The sequence below is a fragment of the Curtobacterium sp. MCBD17_008 genome, assembly GCF_003234475.1.
Classification (GTDB): Bacteria; Actinomycetota; Actinomycetes; order Actinomycetales; family Microbacteriaceae; genus Curtobacterium.
The window spans coordinates 22,470-40,738 of the sequence record NZ_QKTK01000004.1; the positions used below are offsets into that span (position 1 = coordinate 22,470).

Sequence of the window (18,269 nt, forward strand, 5' to 3'; positions counted from 1 at the left end):
GTGGATGGTGAGGACCCGGGAGGCTCGGTGCGCGACGGGCGCGCACCGAGCCTCCCGGAGTGGCCGCGTCAGCGGCTCACTTGCTCCACTTCCACTGGGCGGGGTGGAAGTTCGCGAGCGAGTCCTGGTCGAACCCGGTCAGGCCGCTCTTCTTGACGGAGATCTGGTAGTCCGGGCTCGGCAGCCAGATCACCGGCAGGTCCTTCGCGACCGCGGCGCTGTAGTCCTGCACGGCGCTCGTGTCGGTCGAGGTGGTGGTCGCGTCGATGAGCGCGTCGACCTCCTCGTTCGAGTAGCTGCCGAAGTTCGCCGAACCACCGGTCGAGAAGAGCGACTCACCGGTCGGGTACGCCGGGAAGTACCAGCTGCCCGCGGTGCCGAAGAACGACAGGTCCCAGTCGCAGCTGTCCTCGTCCGACGTGCAGGTCGGGGTCTGCGAGAGGACGCTCGACACCGGCGCGGTCTTGATCGTGAAGCCGATGCCGGTCTTCGCGAGCGACGACTGGACGGCGCTCATCATGTTGTCGGTGACGGTGGAGCCGGACTGCGACAGCACCTGCATCGTGAACTCCGTGCCCTCGGCCACGCCCTCGCCGCACTGGTCCGCGCCGCTGCCGGCGTCGGTGCACACCATGGTGCCGCCCTTCGCGGTCCACCCGTGGCTGGTGAGCAAGGCCTTGGCCTTCTTCGTGCTGAACGGGTACGGGTTGTCCTCCTGCACGTCGGAGACGTAGTCCGACTCCTGTGCCTGCGGGATCGGACCGTACGTCGAGGTGGCGGTGCCGTTGAAGACGACCTTCGACAGCGCTTCCTGGTCGATCGACATCTGCACGGCCTGGCGGGCGTACAGCTGCTTGAAGACGGCGCCCATGTCCGGGTTGTTGAAGTTGTACGGCATGTACGTGATCGCCCAACCGGTCCACGGGTCGACCTCGTAGCCCTTCGCCGTGAAGGAGTCCTCCTGGTCGAGGTCGGTGGCGTTGATGTAGCCGTAGTCGACCGCTCCGGAGCGCAGCGCGTTCGTCTCGGCGTCGGCGGTGGTGAACGGCAGCAGGTTGACCGTCGTGATGGACGCCTTCTCGCCACCGTCGTACTTGCCGTTCGCGGTGAGCTGGACCTTCCCCGCGGTCGTGAAGGACGACAAGCCGTACGGGCCGGAGATCGTCTTCCACAGTGGGTCGGAGTCGTAGTCGGCGATCTTGCCGGCGGCGGTGTTGAGGTACTTCCACACCTGCTTGGCGCCGGCCGGGGTGCGGTCGGCGTCGGTCACCTCGGCCGAGGCGCTCGTCTTGTCCCAGGCGTGCTGCGGCAGCGGGATGATGTAGCTCAGCTGGTTGGCGAGCATCCAGTCCTGGTTGTACGCCTGGTCGAACGCGATGGTGAAGTGCGTGTCGTCGACCGTCGTGAACGAGCTCCAGTTGTCCGGGGCCTTGCCCTCGGAGTAGGAGCCCCAGTCCTGCGCGTTCGCCTTGATGAGGTTGAACCAGAACTCGACGTCGCGGCTCGTGATCGCCTCGCCGTCGGACCAGTGCCGGTCCCCCAGCGTGATCGTGACGCTCTTGCCGTCGTCGGCGAAGTCGGCATCGGTCGCGACGGACCCGGCCTTGTTCCACGCGATCTTGCCCGTGGACCCGTCGTAGGCGATCAAGCGCTCGTACAGCGACTGCGCGATCGAGCCGTTGTTCGTGTTGAGGTGCGCCGCGGTGCCGATCGGCAGGATCCAGTTCGGCGTGAAGTTCGCCGGCAACGCGTAGTTGATCTCGTCGGACTTCGTGCCGGTGGTGGCGGAACCGCCTCCAGAACACCCGGCGAGCAGTGCACTCACCGCGAGCGCGGCTCCGGTGAAGAGGGCCCAGCGACGGGGCTTGGTCATGTGGACTCCTTGAGCGAGGGTCGGCGTGGTCCGCACAGTCAATGGCCGAAGTCGTTGGAAAAACAAACGTTCCCGTGTAAATAGTGTGTTTCTGCGGATCGACGGAAAGCGTCGATCGACCCGTCCGCCCCGTAGGCTCGGGCGGGTCGGGCGGTCAGCGCGTCCGTCGCCGCGGATTGGAGAAAGTCGTGCCGAACCTCAGCTCCCGCGTCCTCGAACTCATCGCCAGCGGGCAGGCGTCGAGTCGCACCGAGATCGCGCAACTCCTCGGCGCCGCTCCGTCGACCGTGTCCCACGTGGTCGGTCAGCTCCTCGGGCACGGCATCCTCGCCGAGGAGGGCACCGACGTCTCCACGGGCGGCCGCCCGCGCAAGGTCCTCCGGATCGGCGGGACGGACGAGTACGCGGTCGCCGCGGACGTCGGTGGCGGGCACGTCCGGATCGGCATCGTCCTGCCGGGAGGCGCGCTCGAGTCCGTCTCGACCGTCCCGTTCGCCCTCGCCGACGGTCCGTCCGCCGGCCTGGCAGCGCTCGCGGCGCTCCTCGACGACCTGGTGGCGGCGCGCGGACGCGACGGCCTGCGCGGGGTCGGGTTGAGCCTCCCGGGTCCCGTCGACGTCGAGGCGGGGGTCGTCGACCTGCCGAGCCGGATGCCGGGGTGGAACGGGTTCCCCGTCGCCGCGTGGCTCACCGAGCACTTCGGGGTACCCGCCGCGATCGACAACGACGCGAACTGCATGGCCGCGGGCGAGCAGACCGTGCAGCCGGCCACCCGTCGCCAGGCGATCACGGTGAAGGCCGGCTCGGCGATCGGCGCCGGGATCATCATCGACGGGCACCTGTACCGCGGCTCGACCGGTGCCGCCGGGGACATCACCCACGTGCGGATCGACGCCGCCGGTGACACCCCGTGCTCGTGCGGCAACACCGGGTGCCTCGAGACGGTCGCATCCGGGGCCGCGCTCGTGCGGATCCTCCGCGAGGCCGGGGTCGACGTCACGACCACCCAGGACGTCGTCCGCCTGGCGTCCGAGGCGCACCCGGAGACGACCCGTGCCGTCCGGCTCGCGGGCCGGTACCTCGGCGAGGTCCTCGCCGCGAACGTGAACTTCTTCAACCCGGACGCCGTCTCCCTCGGCGGCATCCTCTCCACCCTCGACCCCTTCGTCGCTGCCGTGCGGAGCCAGCTGTACGAGAGCTGCCACCCGCTCGTCACACAGCACCTCGTCATCGAGCGCGCCTCGCTCGGGGCCGACGCCGGGCTCGTCGGCGCCGGCCAGTTCGCCCTGCAGCGCGGCCTGGCGGCGTCGCTCGAGGAGCTGTCCACCCCCGTCCCGCTGCGCACCACCAGGAACAGGAGCACCCGTGTCTGACACCGGAACCACCCCCGGCGCCCGTCGTCCGGTCATCGCCATCGCCGGCCTGGCCATCGAGACGTCGACGTTCACGCCGACCCGCACCCCGGCGGCCGCCTTCCACCCGGACCGCGGCGACGAGGTCATCGCTCGGTACGACTTCCTGGCACCGATGGCCGAGCGCGCCGACTTCCGGGGCGCGCTCATCGGGCACGCGCTGCCCGGCGGAGTGGTGCTCCGCGAGTCCTTCGAGGAACTCAGCACCGAGATCACCGACCGGCTGTCGGCGATCGCCGCTGAGACCACGATCGACGGCCTGTGGTTCGACATCCACGGCGCGATGGTGGTCGAGGGGCTCGACGACGCCGAGACGACACTGCTCGAGCGCATCCGCGCCGTCGTCGGGCCGGACGTCGTCGTCTCGGCGTCGATGGACCTGCACGGCAACGTCTCGCGGGAGCTCGCCCACCAGTGCGACCTCGTCACCTGCTACCGGATGGCCCCGCACGAGGACGCCCTCGAGACGAAGGAGCGCGCGGTCCGCAACCTGGTCGACGTGCTCACCACCCGCCCGGCCGGAGCACGACGCCCGGTGAAGGCGTGGATCCCGGTCCCGGTCCTGCTGCCGGGTGAGAAGACCTCCACCCGCATCGAGCCCGCGGCGTCCGTCTACGCACAGGTGGCCGACGTCGAGGCGACCGACGGCGTGCTCGACGCAGCGATCTGGGTCGGGTACGCCTGGGCCGACCAGCCGCGGAACCGTGCCGTCACCGTCGTCACCGGGTGGGACGAGGCCGCGGTCACCGCCGGTGCCGAACACCTGGCGCGGGCGTTCTGGGACGCGCGGGAGGACTTCGCGTTCGTCGCCCCGACCGGGACGTTCGACGAGTGCCTGGCCACCGCCCTCGCCCCCGGTGCCGCACGTCCGTACTTCGTGTCCGACTCCGGCGACAACCCGACCGCCGGCGGCTCGGGCGACATGACGTGGGGGCTGACGCAGCTGCTCGCGCGCGAGGAGTTCCGGAGCGCCGACGGCCCGGTCGTCCTCTACGCCAGCGTCCCCGGCCCCGCCGCGGTCGCCGCCTGCGTCGAGGCCGGTGTCGGAGCGACCGTCACCGTGACCGCCGGCGCCGAGGTCGACGACCTGCACGCCGGGCCGCTCACGATGACCGGACGGGTGCACGCGGTCAAGCACGGCGACCGGGACGCCCGGACCGAGGTCGTGCTGCAGGTCGGCAGCGTCTTCGCCGTCCTCACCGAGCTGCGGAAGCCGTACCACCACGAGCACGACTTCACCGACCTGGACCTCGACCCGCGGAGCGCCGACCTGGTCGTCGTGAAGATCGGCTACCTCGAACCCGAGCTGTACGACATGGCCGCGGACTGGATGCTCGCGCTCACGCCCGGTGGTGTCGACCAGGACCTGGAACGCCTGGGCCACCACCGGATCGAACGGCCGGTGTTCCCCTTCGACCGGACGTTCCCGGAGCCGCCGGACCTGCACGCCCGGATCATCCCCGCGTCGGACCGACCGCTCGTGCACGCGTGAGCACCGACGACCGCCGGGCCCCGGCGCCGACCAGGCCGCCGACACTCGAGATCGCCGTCACCTCACCGACCGGCGCCACGATCGCGCGCGCTGCCGGAGCCGATCGGGTCGAGCTGTGCAGCGCGCTCGAGCTCGGCGGCTTGACGCCCTCGCAGGGGCTCGTCGAGGCCGCCGTCGCCGTCGGACCGCCGGTGCACGTCCTGGTGCGCTGCCGCCCGGGCGGGTTCGTGCACGACCCCGACGAGGTCGACCTCATGGCGCGGGAGCTCGTAGCCGTCCTCCGCTCCGGTGCCGCCGGGGTCGTCGTCGGCGCGCTCCGTCGGGACCGCACGCTCGACACGGACACGCTCGCCCGGTTCATCGACGTCGCCCGGTCGGAAGTGCCCGGTGCGGAGGTCACCCTGCACCGGGCGATCGACCACGCGGCCGACCCCGTGGCCGCGGCTGCGTGCCTCGGCGACCTCGGCTTCACGCGTGTCCTCACCTCGGGCGGCGCCGCGACCGCACTCGTCGGCGCGGACACCATCACGCGGATGGTCGCCGTGGCGGGGGACGTGCAGGTGATGGCGGGCGCCGGGGTCACACCCGCTGACGTCCCGGTCCTGCTCGGCACGGGGGCGGCGGCCGTGCACCTGTCCGCCAAGCGCCTCGCCGACACCGCGCACGGGGGCGTCCCGATGGGCGCCGGGGACACCGGGACCGGGCACTTCGAGACCGACGCCGAGGTCGTCCGGGCAGCGCGGGCGGCGGTGGACGCGTACCGGGCCTGACCGCGCTGGCGACGGGCGGCGCGCCCTGACCGGACCGGTCGACACGGACCGCGTCCGGCCTCCGGTGCAGCCAGGAGCCGGTGCCGGTTCAGGAGCCGGCGCCGGCGCCGGTGCCGACCACCCCGTCGGTGTCCGCGCTGCCGCCGCGGTCGGCACGCAGGGACGCACTCGGCAGCTCGCCGAAGCGGTCGCGGTACGCGCCGGAGAACCGGCCCAGGTGCGCGAACCCCCACCGCCGTGCGACCTCGGCGACCGACGCCGTGAGCGGCTCCGAGCGCACGAGTTCGTCGTGCACGGCGTCGAGCCGGACGTTCCGCAGGTGCGAGAGCGGGGAGACGCCCACCGACCGGTTGAAGGACTGCTGGAGTCCGCGTGCGCTCATCCCCGCGGCGGCGGCGATGTCCGCCAGCGTGACCACGGTGTGCGCGTGCTCCTGGATGTACGTCAGGGCGTCCCGCAGACGTTCGCTGCTCGTGGTCGCCGGCACGTCGACCGGGAAGGTGCCGACGACGACCCGGGCGACCCGGGCGTTCAACTCCGCCCGCTGCCTGCCGGCCACGTCCGGGTCGGTGATCGTCCGCCCGAGGGACTGCAGCACGGTCCGGAGCTCCGCCAGGTCGGCGTCCGCGGTGGTCCGGCGGAACCGCAGCGGCCCGACGACCTGCGTGCCCTCCGCGGTGAGCGCCGCCCGGAGCAGCCGGTCGGACAGGTGCATCATCGAGACGCGGCTCGTCGCGGCCTCGAACCGGTAGCGGACGGTGGCGGCGAGGAGGAACGGTCGGCCGGGCCGGACCACGTCACGGGTGCCGTCCTCGTCCGTGATCGTCGCGGTGCCGTCGCCGATCCAGAACAGGATGTGCGTCGGTCGCGGCTCCATCGTGCCGGAGCGCCGGCCCTCGACCGCGGAGCCGCTCAGCGTGAGGTCGGCGTCACCCGCACCGGTGTACCGGAAGGCGGACCGCTCGTCACCGATCCCGGCACCGGTGCCGTAGGCCTCGTCGAGGACCGCGGGTCGGGTCGCACTGGTGCCCTCGAGGCGCACGGCACGGAACCCGTCAGGGCTCCCCGGTACCGGGTGGAGATGGGTCACGATCTGATCTTCCCATGCCCGTCCTCCGATCGCGAGCGGCCCCGAGCCGGACCAGGCCCGTCGCCACGGGGCGGTACGCCCGGACCCGGGGTACGCGGATCGGCGGCGGGCTCAGTCGGCGACCGGTAGAACGGATCATGACCTCTTCCACACGGAACCCGCTCGGCGTCACCCTCGTCGAGGGCGGCGCCAACGTCGCCGTCTTCTCCAGCACCGCCGAACGCGTCGAGTTCTGCCGCTTCGACGACGACGGCACCGAGCACCGGACCGAGCTGACGAACCGCACCGGCTACACCTTCCACGACGTCGTGCCGGACGTGACCGTCGGGACGAAGTACGGCTTCCGTGTGCACGGGCCCTGGGACCCGGCGAACGGCCTGCGGCACAACCCGGCCAAGCTCCTCCTCGACCCGTACGCCACGGCGATCGACGGCGACTACGCCTGGGGCCAAGAGCTGTTCGGCCACGACATGAACGAGCCGGACCAGATCGACGAGTCCGACTCCGCCGCCGCCATGCCCCGCTCCGTCGTGGCCGACCGCTCGTTCGACTGGGAGGGCGACACCCGCCTCGACACCCCGTTCGCGGACACGATCGTCTACGAGGTGCACGTCAAGGGCTTCACGAAGCAGCACCCCGACGTGCCCGAGGAGATCCGCGGCACGTACGCGGGCCTCGCGCACCCGGCCGCGATCAAGCACCTGACCGACCTCGGCGTCACCGCCGTCGAACTGCTGCCGATCCACCAGTTCGTGCAGGACTCCACCCTGCAGGACAAGGGCCTCCGGAACTACTGGGGCTACAACAGCATCGGCTTCTTCGCCCCGCACAACGAGTACGCCGCCTCCGGCACCGCCGGCCAGCAGGTCGCGGAGTTCAAGGAGATGGTGAAGGCCCTGCACGCCGCGGGCCTCGAGGTCATCCTCGACGTCGTCTACAACCACACCGCCGAGGGCAACCACATGGGCCCGACGCTGTCCTTCAAGGGCATCGACAACCAGTCGTACTACCGCCTGGTCGAGGGCGACGAGGCGAACTACTTCGACACCACCGGCACGGGCAACAGCCTCAACGTGTCGCACCCGTCCGCGCTGCAGCTCATCACCGACTCGCTCCGGTACTGGGTCGAGGAGATGCACGTCGACGGCTTCCGGTTCGACCTCGCGACGACGCTCACCCGCCAGGACGGCGCGGCCGAGAAGCACTCCGCGTTCCTCGACATCATCCACCAGGACCCGGTTCTGCGCGAGGTGAAGATGATCGCCGAGCCGTGGGACACCGCGGGCTACCAGGTCGGCGGGTTCCCGGCCGACTGGTCCGAGTGGAACGGGAAGTACCGCGACGACCTCCGCGGGTACTGGCGCGGCGACGAGGGCACGCTCGGCGACGCCGTGCTTCGCGTCCTCGGCAGCCCGGACGTCTACGAGGGGTCGCGCCGTTCCCCGCTCTGCTCGGTGGACTTCATCACCGCACACGACGGCTTCACGCTCGCCGACCTCACCATGTACGCCGAGAAGCACAACGAGGCGAACGGCGAGGACAACAACGACGGCGAGAGCAACAACACCTCCTTCAACGGCGGCATCGAAGGTCCGACCGACGACGGGAGCGTGAACGACTACCGCAACCGCCAGCGCCGGAACTTCCTCGGCACCCTGCTGCTCTCGGCCGGTGTGCCGATGATCCTGGGCGGTGACGAGATCGCCCGCTCGCAGGGCGGCAACAACAACGCGTACTGCCAGGACGACGAGATCTCGTGGTTCGACTGGGCGGCCGCGGACCAGGACCTGCTCGCCTTCACCACCGCCGCGATCGCGTTCCGCAAGGAGCACGTCGCCCTGCGCCCGCAGTGGTACCGCACGGCTCCCGGCATCTCCCCCTCGACCGTGCAGGTGCTCCGCGCCGACGCGAACGACTTCGAGGAGGGCGACTGGACCGACGGCGGCAACCGTGCCGTGATCCTCGTCCTCAGCGAGGGCGACGACTCGGTCGCGGTGCTGCTGAACGCCTCGGAGACGACCGTCGAGTTCACGCTGCCGGAACGTCCGGGTGGCGGCACCTGGACCCTCGGGCTGTCGAGCGACCCCGACCAGGCCGTGGACGGCGACGCGACGACCCTGCTCGTCCGCGACGCCTCGTTCACCGCGCTGCACTAGAGCCCCGTCAGCCGACCGAGAGGACAGTGGCCCCCATGAGCCAGTACGAGAAGAAGGACCCGACCACCCTCTACCCGGTGCCGCCGTTCCCGAAGCAGGAACAGTCGCTGCCGGGGGCCGCGTGGAAGATGGACCCGAAGCCGGACCACGGCGAGGAGAGCTACGTCGGCAAGGGCCGGCTCGAGGGCTTCCGCGGCATCGTGACCGGGGCGGACTCCGGCATCGGCCGCGCCGCCGCGATCGCGCTGTCCCGCGAGGGCGCCGACCTCGTCCTGTCGTACCTGCCGGACGAGCAGGAGGACGCCGAGGAGGTCCGCGACCTGCTCGAGGGCGAGGGCCGCAAGGCCGTGCTGTTCCCGGGTGACATCTCCGACGAGCAGTACTGCATCGACCTCGTGCAGAAGGGCGTCGACGAGCTCGGCGGACTCGACACGCTCGTGATGGTCGCGGGCCGGATGGACAGCAACGACGACATCCTCACCCTCGAGACGTCGATGTTCGACTCGACCTTCAAGACGAACATCTACTCGCTGTTCTGGCTGACGAAGGCCGCCGTGCCGCACCTCGAGCCCGGCTCGACGATCGTCACGACGGGCTCGATCCAGGCATCGACCCCGTCGCCGGACAAGATCGACTACGCGGTGTCGAAGGGCGCGATCAAGCTCTTCACCGAGGCCGTCGCCCAGCAGCTCGCACCGAAGGGCATCCGGGTCAACTCGGTCGCGCCCGGTCCGGTGTGGACCCCGCTGCAGCCGGGCTCCGACGACGCCGAGACCGTCTCGACCTTCGGGCAGCAGTCGCCCTTCGGCCGACCGGGTCAGCCGGCCGAGCTCGGTGCGGCGTACGTCCACCTCGTCAGTCCAGAATCGAGCTACCAGTCCGGGTCGACGATCACGATCGCCGGCGGCACCCCCGCCTTCTGACGGTCGTCGCACCCGGCCAGCACTGCGAAGGAGCACACGATGAGCAACGACAGCACGGCGCACGACCCCGAGGGCACGCCGAAGGCGGACGGCCTGGGCGACGACGGCACGGTCCCCAACGAGCCCGAGGGCCTCGCGGCCGGGTTCGTGGGCGACGCATCGCACTTCAACCCCGAAGAGGACGACGCCGCCGAGGGTGACTCCGAGGCCTGAGCGACGCGGCGCACGCGCGACCACACGACGACGGGAGGCCCGGTACCAGCTGGTACCGGGCCTCCCGTCCGTTCCGTGGTCCGTCGCGTCGGCGATGTCCACCGCTCAGTGGTGCGCGTGCACCTTCGCGTGCCCGAGCCCGCGGCGCATCAGCGCCCGGTTCACCGGCGTCGTGACCACGAAGGCGATCGCGAGCGACAGCGCCAGGGCGCCCCAGAACAGCCACTGGTCGAGCCCCGCGTCGAGCGCCCCCGGGATCGCGACGACCACGGTGTTGTCGACGACCTCCATGACGGCGATGGACACCGTGTCCGCGGCGAGCGCCACCCGGAGCGCCGCGCCGAGCGACAGCCCGGACCGGAGCACACCGCGCATGGTGAGCGCGTACCCGAAGACGAAGGCCAGCACGATCGACAGCACCACGGTGCCGGCGTTGTGCAGACCGGTGGCGCTGCCGATCACCATGCCGAGGACCTCGCCGATCGCACACCCGGTCAGGCAGTGCAGCGTCGCCTGGGCGGCCATCGACCACGTGGTCGTGCCGTGCGCGTGCCCGCTCACCGTGCGCTCCCGTCGACGGACCGGAAGCGGCGGAGGCGCAGGCTGTTCGTCAGCACGAAGACCGACGACAGTGCCATGGCGGCTCCCGCGATGACGGGGTTCATCAGGCCGGCCATCGCGAGCGGGATCGCGGCGACGTTGTAGGCGAAGGCCCAGAACAGGTTCGTGCGTATCGTCCGGAGGGTCCGGCGGGCGAGCCGGACCGCGTCGACCGCTGCCCGGAGGTCGGCGCGCACGAGGGTGATGTCCGCGGCCTCGACCGCGGCGTCGGTTCCGGTGCCCATGGCGATGCCGAGGTCGGCAGCGGCGAGCGCCGCCGCGTCGTTCACCCCGTCGCCGACCATGGCGACCGTCCGGCCCGCGGCCTGCAGCTCGGTGACGATGCGGTACTTGTCCTCCGGTCGGACGCCGGCGGTGACGCGGGTGATGCCGACCTGTGCGGCGACGCTCCGGGCGACCCCGTCGGCGTCACCGGTGAGGAGCATGGTCTCGAGACCGAGCTCGTGCAGGTGCCCGACGGCTTCGGCGGCACCCGGCGCGACCGTGTCGGCGACGACGACGAGGCCGCGGATCCGACCGTCCCAGGCGACGGCGACCGACGTCCGACCGGACCGCTCGGCATCGGCGGCCGCGGTGGCGAGCGCGCCGGTCATCGGGACGGACCACGCGTCGCGCAGCCAGGTCGGCCGCCCGACGAGCACGAGGACGCCGTCGACGACGGCCTGCACGCCCAGACCCGCGGTGGACGTGAACGCCTCCGGTCTGCCCACGTCGGGGACCGCGGCGACCAGGGCCCGGGCGATGGGGTGCTCGGACCCGGACTCGGCGGCGGCCCCGGCGCGGAGGACCGCGTCGGGGTCCTCGCCGTCGGCCGGCAGCACCTCGGTGACCCGCATGATGCCGGTGGTGACGGTCCCGGTCTTGTCGAGCAGCACGGTGTCGATCCGCCGCGTGGCCTCGAGGACCTGCGGCCCGCGGATGAGGACGCCGAGCTGCGAGCCGCGACCGGTGCCGACGAGCAGCGCGGTCGGCGTCGCGAGGCCGAGCGCGCAGGGGCAGGCGATGACGAGTGTGGCGACGGCGGCGGTCAGGGCGGCCTCGACGTCGCCGGTGAGCAGCAGCCACCCGACGAGGGTGAGCGCGGCGAGCCCGAGCACGACGGGGACGAACACGCCGGAGACGCGGTCGGCGAGCCGTTGGACGTCGGCCTTGCCGGTCTGCGCCTCGGTCACGAGCTTGCCGATCCGCGCGAGCTCGGTGTCGGCGCCGACGCGGACGGCCTGCACGGTGAGCATGCCGCCGACGTTCACGGTCGCGCCGGTGACGGGGGCACCGGGTCCGACCTCGACGGGGACGCTCTCCCCGGTCATGACGCTCGTGTCGACGGCGCTCGTGCCCGCGACGACGGTGCCGTCGGTGGCGATGCGCTCCCCCGGGCGGACGACGAACCGGTCGCCGACACGGAGCGACCCGACCGGCACCTCGACCTCCCGGCCGTCGCGGAGCACCCGTGCGGTGCTCGCGCCGAGTGCCAGGAGCGCACGGAGCGCCGCGCTGGACCGGGTCTTCGCGCGGCCCTCGGCGTACCGGCCGGCGAGCAGGAACACCGTCACGGCGGCGGCGACCTCGAGGTACGGCTCCGGAGCAGCACCCCGGGGCGCCGTGAACGCGAAGGCCATGTGCATGTCGGGTCCACCGGCGCCGCCGAACACCAGCGCCCAGACCGACCAGAGCCCGGCGGCGACGACGCCGAGGCTGACGAGCGTGTCCATCGTCGCCGAACCGTGCCGGGCGTTCAGCGCAGCCGCACGGTGGAACGGCCAGGCGCCCCAGGTCGCGACCGGGGCGGCGAGCACGAGTGCGACCCACTGCCACCAGGGGAACTGCAGCGCGGGCACCATCGACAGCGCGACGACGGGGACCGCGAGCGCGGTGGAGACGACCAGGCGACGCCGGAGCGGAGCGAGCGCGTCGCCGTCCGGCTGCTCGGGCTCCGGCAGCCGCGCGCCGTACCCGGCCTGCTCGACCGTCGTGATGGCGTCGTCGACCGCGGTGCCGTCCGGCAGCGAGACGGTGGCCGTCTCGGTGGCGTAGTTCACGGTGGCCGAGACACCCGGCATCCTGTTGAGCTTCCGCTCGATGCGGTTCGCACACGAGGCACAGGTCATGCCCTCGATCGCGAGCTCGACCGGGGTGCCCGTGGTCGTGCCCGCCATCAGCGCGCGACCAGGGTGTAGCCCGCCTCGTCGATCGCGGCGCCGACGGCGTCGTGGTCGAGGGGTCCGGTGCTCGTCACGGTGGCGGTGGACCGGCCGCCGGCCACCAGGTCGACCCGGACGTCGGTGACCCCGGGGAGCTCGCGGAACGCCTCGTCGACGCTCATCACGCAGTGGTCGCAGGTCATGCCGTCGATGCCGTAGGTGACGGTCTGCTGGTCGGTCATGGCGGTCCTCCTCGTCGTGCACCCCGGATCGGGCGGATACCCTAGGGGGGTACCACTACCGTAACGCCGACGACGAGGATCTGTTCCCGATGCCCGAACCCACCGCATCCGACACGACCGAGCACCAGCACCACGGCTACATCTCCGCGAAGGACGACTACCTCACGCGGCTGCGGCGGATCGAGGGCCAGGCGCGCGGACTCCAGCGGATGGTCGAGGGCGAGGAGTACTGCATCGACATCCTCACGCAGGTGTCCGCGATGACGAAGGCACTGCAGGCGGTGTCGATGGGCCTGCTCGAGGACCACCTGCGCCACTGCGTCACGGACGCGGTCGCCCAGGGCGGACCGGCTGCGGAGGAGAAGATCCAGGAGGCGACCCTGGCCATCAAGCGCCTCCTCCGGTCATGACGACCACTTTCCGTGTACTGCTGGGTTCTCCCACCAAACCGACTGCTGGTCCACTCCGAATGTCCTGCGAGGCGCATGGCAACCGACCGCGTCGACTCCTGACGAAAGGTTCCTTCATGACCACCAACGCATCGACCCGCACCGACCACGGCTACGGCCGGACGCTCACGCAGAAGGGCGCGCTGGTCTTCGGCGTCGTCTTCCTCATCGTCGGCATCGCCGGCTTCATCCCCGGCCTGACCATGGACATGGGCAGCATGATGGCCGCCGGCAACGACTCGAACGCGCAGCTCCTGGGCCTGTTCCAGGTGTCCGTCCTGCACAACATCGTCCACCTGCTGTTCGGCATCGTCGGCCTGATCGCCGCGCGCTCGTTCGGCTTCTCGCGCCAGTACCTGCTCGTCGGCGGCATCATCTACGCCGTGCTCTTCATCTACGGCCTCTTCACCGCCGGCATGTCCAGCGCCGCGAACTTCGTGCCGCTGAACAGCGCCGACAACGTGCTGCACCTGATCCTCGCCGTCGCGATGATCATCCTCGGCATCGTCCTCCCGCGCTCCGGGGCCCGCACCGCCCGCTGACCCCAGCGTCGGACGCACCCCACCAGCAGCATCGACAGAGCCCCCGGGTCACCCCGGGGGCTCTGTCGTGTCCGCGGCCGCTCAGCCCTGCGGCGGCGTGTACAGCTGCAGGTCATTGCCCTCGCTGTCCTTGAACGGGATGATCTTGCCCCACGGGTGCTCGCTGATCTCGCCCTGGATGTCCGCGCCGCGGCTCCGCAGCGCGGCGACCTCGTCCTCGATGCTGCCGTCGGGCTGGAACGAGACGACCGCGCCGCCGGAACTCGACCCGCCGGCCGACTCGCGCCCGTTGAGGCCGATCATGAGCCCACCGGCATCGATCTCGCTCCAGTCCTCCGACTGGTCCTGCACGGTGAGACCGAGGGTGTCACGGTAGAACGCGACCGCGCGCTCCATGTCGCTGACCGGGACCCAGACTGCTGCGACTCCACTTGCCATGGTGTTTCCTCTCGTCGTGGTGTGCCCTGGACGGTAGGCCGCGCCGTGCCGAGGACACCCAGTCCGGCGGCGCTCCGGGGTACGTCCAGGCCCCGCGGCGCAGGCTCGGTCCGGACACCGTCGGACGGCCGGTGGTGCAGTGGAGGAGGGGTCGCCGATGACCGAGATCGTGCACGTCGTGCTGGTGGAGTGGGACACGGAGGACACTGCCGTGCCGGAACGGGCGACGGCGCTCGCACACGAGCACCTGCCCGGCATCGACGGCGTGGTGTCCGTCGAGACCGGCCCGAGCGTCAGCCCCGAGGGGCTCGAGGGCGGCTTCGACTGGATGCTCGTCGTCAGGTTCCGGGACGCCGCTGCGCGGGACGCGTACCTGCCGCACCCGGCGCACCAGCCGGTCGCCGACCACATCGGCGCGCACAACGGGCGAGTGGTCGTGTTCGACGTGGCTGCCTGACGGACGGGAGGCCCGTGGCACGCTCGCCACGGGCCTCCCGTCCGGCGCACGCCCGGTCAGGCGGTTCGGAAGCGGTCCGGTCGCGCCTCGAACCAGCGGATGAGCTCGCGGAGCGCCGGCGAGGCCACCGACGAGACGGCCCCCGGTGCCGGCGTCTCGGTCGAGACGGCCTCGACGTCCTCGAAGGTCGAACGGTACCCGGGCACGTCGTCGAGGTCGGCCTCGGACGTCGGCGCGAACGCCATCGTCCACCCGGGGAACTGTCGCTCCTCGATGAGCTCCTCGACCAGCATGGTCACCTTCGTGTGCCGCGGGTCGGTCTTGATCGTCGCCATCTTGCCGCGGACGGCTGCGTCGGGACCCTCGAGCAGCTGCAGGAAATAGCCGTTCCGGAACAGCAGCATGCCGGTGACGTCGTTCCGCTCGTTCGCGTCCCGGCTCTGCGTGAGCAGGTCCGCGAGGGCATCGTCGTCGAACACGTCCGTCGCGACGCTCGAGTAGATCAACGACAGCATCTGGGCACCGCTTCCGGTCGACCGGCCCGGCACACCCGTGGTGGACGGGCGAGGAACCGGATGCCAGCGAACTCCGGCACGGCTGGGAGGACCGTCCCGCTGTCCGATCAGGGACGGTCGCGCCGGCGCGGGCGCCGGCGCCGGCGCGACCGTCAGGGTCGGCCGTCCTCCGCGTCCACGACGCCCGGCGTCGGGGTCGTGCCGGTGAAGTCGTCGCGCATCGTGCCGACGCCACGCTGCGGGTGCGCCCGGTCGAGGTGCTTCGCCCGCGAGGCCTTCCGCGGCTCGGGGTCGGTGTGCATCGCGGTGTTCCGGTCGTCCTGCAGCGCGGACTGCACCTCGCCCTCGCGGTTGAACGACCACATGAGCATCGGGTCGCCGACGGGCAGCGGGTCGGCCTCGTGCCCACCCATCGGGGCGCTGTGCCAGGTGTGCCAGGTCTTGCCGTACGAGTTGACGAGGTGCCCCATCAGCTCGGTCTCGACCGCGATCGGCAGCCCCGGGGCGACGAGCTCGCCGGAGAAGACCTCGTGGTTGTGCGGGTGCCACGACGGCTTCTCGTCCTCGGGCAGCCCGTCGAACAGCCGCTCGGAGACGATGTACTCGACGCCGATCAGGTTCGCGTCCGCGGTGTTGCCGTCGAACAGGACGCACTGCAGCATCTCGGCGTTCACGACCTTGCAGTAGTGGTGGGCCTCCATCTGCACGTCGGGCTCGCCCTTGACGCAGTGGAACCCGACGACGTAGACGTCGAACCCCTTGAGCGGGTCCGTCGGCTGCAGCAGGTCGGCGCCACGGTCGAGCAGGGCCAGGCGGAACCCCCGGTCCGCGCCCGGTGGGGTGACGCCGGTGGCACGGGCCGGGACCGCGGGGTTCCGCGGCACGGGTCAGCCCTCCTCGGGCTCGGTCGGCTCCCCGCCGGAGTCCACGTCGCTGTCCTGCTGCGGGTCCTGCGTGGCGTTCCCCGAGGCGGAGCCGTCGGGCAGCTCCTCGGTGCGCCGGGCCTCCTCGTCGGAGATGTCGTCCGGGCCGGTTCCGTTCGTCGTGTCGCTCATGGACGCGACCGTACGCGGTGGCGGTCCTCGCCGGTTCAGGCCGGGAGGCCCGCCCGCGCCGCCGCGACGGCCCGCCCCCGGTCCGTGGTCGGGAAGCGCTCGATGAGCGCCACGAGTTCCGGAGCCGGGACGTTCGCCCCGAAGGCCTCGGCGTGCGGTTCGAACGCCACGCTGTCGCTGAGCGAGCCCGCGGCGACGGCGTCGAAGCCGAGCTCGTCGACGAGCGCCGCGACGGCCGCCACGGCCGCCTCGTCGTCGCCCGCGACGGCGATCGCCTTCCGCTCGGGGTCGCCCGCGGGACGCGCGCCGGCGTCGAGGTCGTGGTACCCCATGTGGTTGAACGCCTTGACGACGGTGGCTCCCGACAGGTGCTGCTGCACGAGCGCACTCGTCGACACGCGGCCGTCCTCGAGGTCGGGGCGGTGCCCGTCGACCTCCCACCAGTGGTTCATCGCGTCGATGACGACCGTGCCGCGGAGCCGCTCCGCGGGGATCGTGTCGAGGCGTCCGAGCGGCAGGGCGAGCACGACGACGTCGGCCTGTTCGACGGCGTCGGCGGCGCGGACCGCCTCGGTCCCGGGTGCCACGACGGACAGGATCAGGCGGATGCGGTCCGGGTCGCCCGAGCCCGCGACGAGGACGCGGTGGCCGGTGTTGACGAGCAGGCGACCGAGGACCGTCCCGAGCTTCCCGGCGCCGAGGACCGCGACGGTCCGGAACGGCTGGGTACCGGTGGTGTCCGTGCCGCTCATGCTGCGGCCTCCTGGCGATCGGTGTCCTCGGTCCGGGCGGTGTCGCCGCGGTCGGCGAGCAGTTCGCGCACCCGCGGGACGACGACGCCGCCGTACAGCTCGACGGCTCGGGTGCGGGCCCGCATCGACTGGCCGCCGGAGGTGTAGATCATGTCGAAGCGGCCGACGCCCATCGTGTCGACGGCGTGGGCGATCCGCTGCGCGACGGTCTCCGGCGAGCCGATGTACATCGAGCCGGTGGCGACCTCGCGGTCGAACTCGGCGCGCGTCACCGGCGGCCACCCGCGCAGGGCGCCGATCCGGTCGCGGACGACCCGGTAGTGCGGCCAGAACAGCTCCGTGGCCTCCTCGTCCGTGTCGGCGACGAAGCCGGGCGAGTGCATGCCGACCGGGTGCGCCGTCGTGCCGAACTGCTCGGCGGCCCGGCGGTACAGGTCGAGGTACGGCGCGAAGCGCTCGGGCTGCCCGCCGATGATCGCGAGCATGAGCGGGAACCCGTACTGCGCGGTCCGCACGACCGACTGCGGAGACCCGCCGACGCCGACCCAGGTGCGCAGGCCGTGCTCGGTCTTCGGGAAGACGTCGGCGTCGACGAGCGGCGCGCGGGTCGTCCCGCTCCAGGTGACGGGCTCCTCGCGCAGGAGCTGCGCGAACAGCTCGATCTTCTCCTCGAACAGGACGTCGTAGTCGGCCAGGTCGTGGCCGAACAACGGGAAGGACTCGGTGAAGGACCCGCGGCCGAGGATCACCTCGGCACGACCACGGGACAGCGCGTCGACCGTCGCGAAGCGTTGGAACACGCGGACGGGGTCGTCGGAGGACAGGACCGTGACGCCCGACCCGAGGCGGATGCGCTTCGTCACCGTGGCGAGACCGGCGAGCACGGTCTCGGGGGACGACACGGAGTACTCGGGCCGGTGGTGCTCCCCGACCGTGAACACGTCGACGCCGAGTTCGTCGGCGATGACGGCCTCGTCGACGAGCTGCCGGATCGACCGGGCGTGGCTGACGAACGCGCCGTCGTCGTCCGTGGGGACGTCGCCGAACGTGTCGAGGCCGAAGGTGATGTCGGGCATGGTGCCTCATTTCGTTGTCGCTTCAACCAAGTGATTGACGTGTCAATCATGT

General features: G+C 71.6%; 20 protein-coding genes. 9 read left to right on the forward strand and 11 right to left on the reverse strand.

From position 1 onward, the window contains the following. Window positions 1-76 precede the first annotated feature (76 nt). Window positions 77-1,873: a peptide ABC transporter substrate-binding protein gene (locus DEI95_RS05280; protein WP_110891196.1), complete on the reverse strand. Its 1,797-nt coding sequence runs from the start codon at window positions 1,871-1,873 to the stop codon at window positions 77-79. Between the two features lie 188 nt (window positions 1,874-2,061). On the opposite strand from DEI95_RS05280, the gene DEI95_RS05285 reads away from it, so the two are divergent. From DEI95_RS05285 to DEI95_RS05295, 3 genes are read left to right on the forward strand one after another with little or no spacing between them, the layout of a single operon-like run. Then, entirely contained in the window at window positions 2,062-3,246 is a 1,185-nt protein-coding gene (locus tag DEI95_RS05285; protein ID WP_111059617.1) for an ROK family transcriptional regulator, read from the forward strand. After that, entirely contained in the window at window positions 3,239-4,777 is a 1,539-nt protein-coding gene (locus DEI95_RS05290) for a M81 family metallopeptidase (protein WP_111059618.1), read from the forward strand. The genes DEI95_RS05285 and DEI95_RS05290 overlap by 8 nt, the downstream gene beginning before the upstream one ends. After that, entirely contained in the window at window positions 4,774-5,547 is a 774-nt protein-coding gene (locus DEI95_RS05295) for a copper homeostasis protein CutC (RefSeq protein WP_111059619.1), read from the forward strand. Before DEI95_RS05290 ends, DEI95_RS05295 begins: the two co-directional genes overlap by 4 nt. Window positions 5,548-5,635: 88 nt before the next feature. On the opposite strand, the gene DEI95_RS05300 is transcribed toward DEI95_RS05295, so the two are convergent. Further along, window positions 5,636-6,637 (reverse strand): AraC family transcriptional regulator, encoded by a 1,002-nt coding sequence (locus DEI95_RS05300; RefSeq protein WP_220036623.1) that lies wholly within the window; start codon window positions 6,635-6,637, stop codon window positions 5,636-5,638. 137 nt (window positions 6,638-6,774) lie between these two features. Between DEI95_RS05300 and glgX the strand changes: the two genes are divergently transcribed. From glgX to DEI95_RS16610, 3 genes are read left to right on the forward strand one after another with little or no spacing between them, the layout of a single operon-like run. Beyond that, entirely contained in the window at window positions 6,775-8,793 is a 2,019-nt protein-coding gene (gene glgX, locus DEI95_RS05305) for a glycogen debranching protein GlgX (protein ID WP_110825627.1), read from the forward strand. 35 nt (window positions 8,794-8,828) lie between these two features. Next, window positions 8,829-9,716: an SDR family oxidoreductase gene (locus DEI95_RS05310; protein ID WP_110825628.1), complete on the forward strand. Its 888-nt coding sequence runs from the start codon at window positions 8,829-8,831 to the stop codon at window positions 9,714-9,716. Between the two features lie 39 nt (window positions 9,717-9,755). Next, window positions 9,756-9,929 carry a hypothetical protein gene (locus DEI95_RS16610; protein WP_181419503.1) on the forward strand — a complete coding sequence of 58 codons (174 nt, stop codon included), beginning with the start codon at window positions 9,756-9,758 and terminating at the stop codon, window positions 9,927-9,929. Window positions 9,930-10,034: 105 nt separating this feature from the next. Here DEI95_RS16610 and DEI95_RS05315 read toward each other — a convergent pair whose 3' ends face one another. Genes DEI95_RS05315 through DEI95_RS05325 form a run of 3 tightly spaced genes read right to left on the reverse strand, consistent with a single transcriptional unit; the run spans window position 10,035 to window position 12,933 of the window. Beyond that, on the reverse strand, window positions 10,035-10,490 hold the full coding sequence (locus tag DEI95_RS05315) for a DUF4396 domain-containing protein (protein WP_258365852.1): 456 nt from the start codon (window positions 10,488-10,490) through the stop codon (window positions 10,035-10,037). Then, window positions 10,487-12,706, reverse strand: coding sequence for a cation-translocating P-type ATPase (locus DEI95_RS05320; RefSeq protein ID WP_110825629.1), 2,220 nt, complete (start codon window positions 12,704-12,706; stop codon window positions 10,487-10,489). The genes DEI95_RS05315 and DEI95_RS05320 overlap by 4 nt, the downstream gene beginning before the upstream one ends. Next, window positions 12,706-12,933 carry a heavy-metal-associated domain-containing protein gene (locus DEI95_RS05325; protein WP_181419502.1) on the reverse strand — a complete coding sequence of 76 codons (228 nt, stop codon included), beginning with the start codon at window positions 12,931-12,933 and terminating at the stop codon, window positions 12,706-12,708. The genes DEI95_RS05320 and DEI95_RS05325 overlap by 1 nt, the downstream gene beginning before the upstream one ends. 89 nt (window positions 12,934-13,022) lie before the next feature. Between DEI95_RS05325 and DEI95_RS05330 the strand changes: the two genes are divergently transcribed. Then, entirely contained in the window at window positions 13,023-13,343 is a 321-nt protein-coding gene (locus DEI95_RS05330; protein WP_110825631.1) for a metal-sensitive transcriptional regulator, read from the forward strand. A 116-nt stretch (window positions 13,344-13,459) separates the two neighbouring features. Next, on the forward strand, window positions 13,460-13,924 hold the full coding sequence (locus DEI95_RS05335) for a DUF4383 domain-containing protein (protein ID WP_110825632.1): 465 nt from the start codon (window positions 13,460-13,462) through the stop codon (window positions 13,922-13,924). Window positions 13,925-14,005: 81 nt separating this feature from the next. On the opposite strand, the gene DEI95_RS05340 is transcribed toward DEI95_RS05335, so the two are convergent. Beyond that, the gene (locus tag DEI95_RS05340) at window positions 14,006-14,362 is read right to left on the reverse strand and encodes a VOC family protein (protein ID WP_110825633.1); all 357 of its coding nucleotides are present in this window, start codon (window positions 14,360-14,362) and stop codon (window positions 14,006-14,008) included. 157 nt (window positions 14,363-14,519) lie between these two features. Between DEI95_RS05340 and DEI95_RS05345 the strand changes: the two genes are divergently transcribed. Further along, window positions 14,520-14,819, forward strand: coding sequence for a Dabb family protein (locus DEI95_RS05345; protein ID WP_110825800.1), 300 nt, complete (start codon window positions 14,520-14,522; stop codon window positions 14,817-14,819). A gap of 56 nt (window positions 14,820-14,875) precedes the next feature. On the opposite strand, the gene DEI95_RS05350 is transcribed toward DEI95_RS05345, so the two are convergent. From DEI95_RS05350 to DEI95_RS05365, 5 genes are all read right to left on the reverse strand, one after another. Beyond that, window positions 14,876-15,334, reverse strand: a complete 459-nt coding sequence (locus tag DEI95_RS05350; RefSeq protein ID WP_110825634.1) for a BLUF domain-containing protein — start codon at window positions 15,332-15,334, stop codon at window positions 14,876-14,878. Between the two features lie 152 nt (window positions 15,335-15,486). After that, window positions 15,487-16,218 (reverse strand): OBAP family protein, encoded by a 732-nt coding sequence (locus tag DEI95_RS05355; RefSeq protein ID WP_110825635.1) that lies wholly within the window; start codon window positions 16,216-16,218, stop codon window positions 15,487-15,489. Window positions 16,219-16,221: 3 nt separating this feature from the next. Next, entirely contained in the window at window positions 16,222-16,389 is a 168-nt protein-coding gene (locus tag DEI95_RS16615) for a hypothetical protein (protein ID WP_181419501.1), read from the reverse strand. A 35-nt stretch (window positions 16,390-16,424) separates the two neighbouring features. Next, window positions 16,425-17,141, reverse strand: a complete 717-nt coding sequence (locus DEI95_RS05360; RefSeq protein ID WP_111059620.1) for an NADPH-dependent F420 reductase — start codon at window positions 17,139-17,141, stop codon at window positions 16,425-16,427. Continuing rightward, complete coding sequence (locus DEI95_RS05365; protein WP_110825637.1) at window positions 17,138-18,217, reverse strand: LLM class flavin-dependent oxidoreductase; 1,080 nt, start codon at window positions 18,215-18,217, stop codon at window positions 17,138-17,140. The genes DEI95_RS05360 and DEI95_RS05365 overlap by 4 nt, the downstream gene beginning before the upstream one ends. Window positions 18,218-18,269 lie beyond the last annotated feature (52 nt).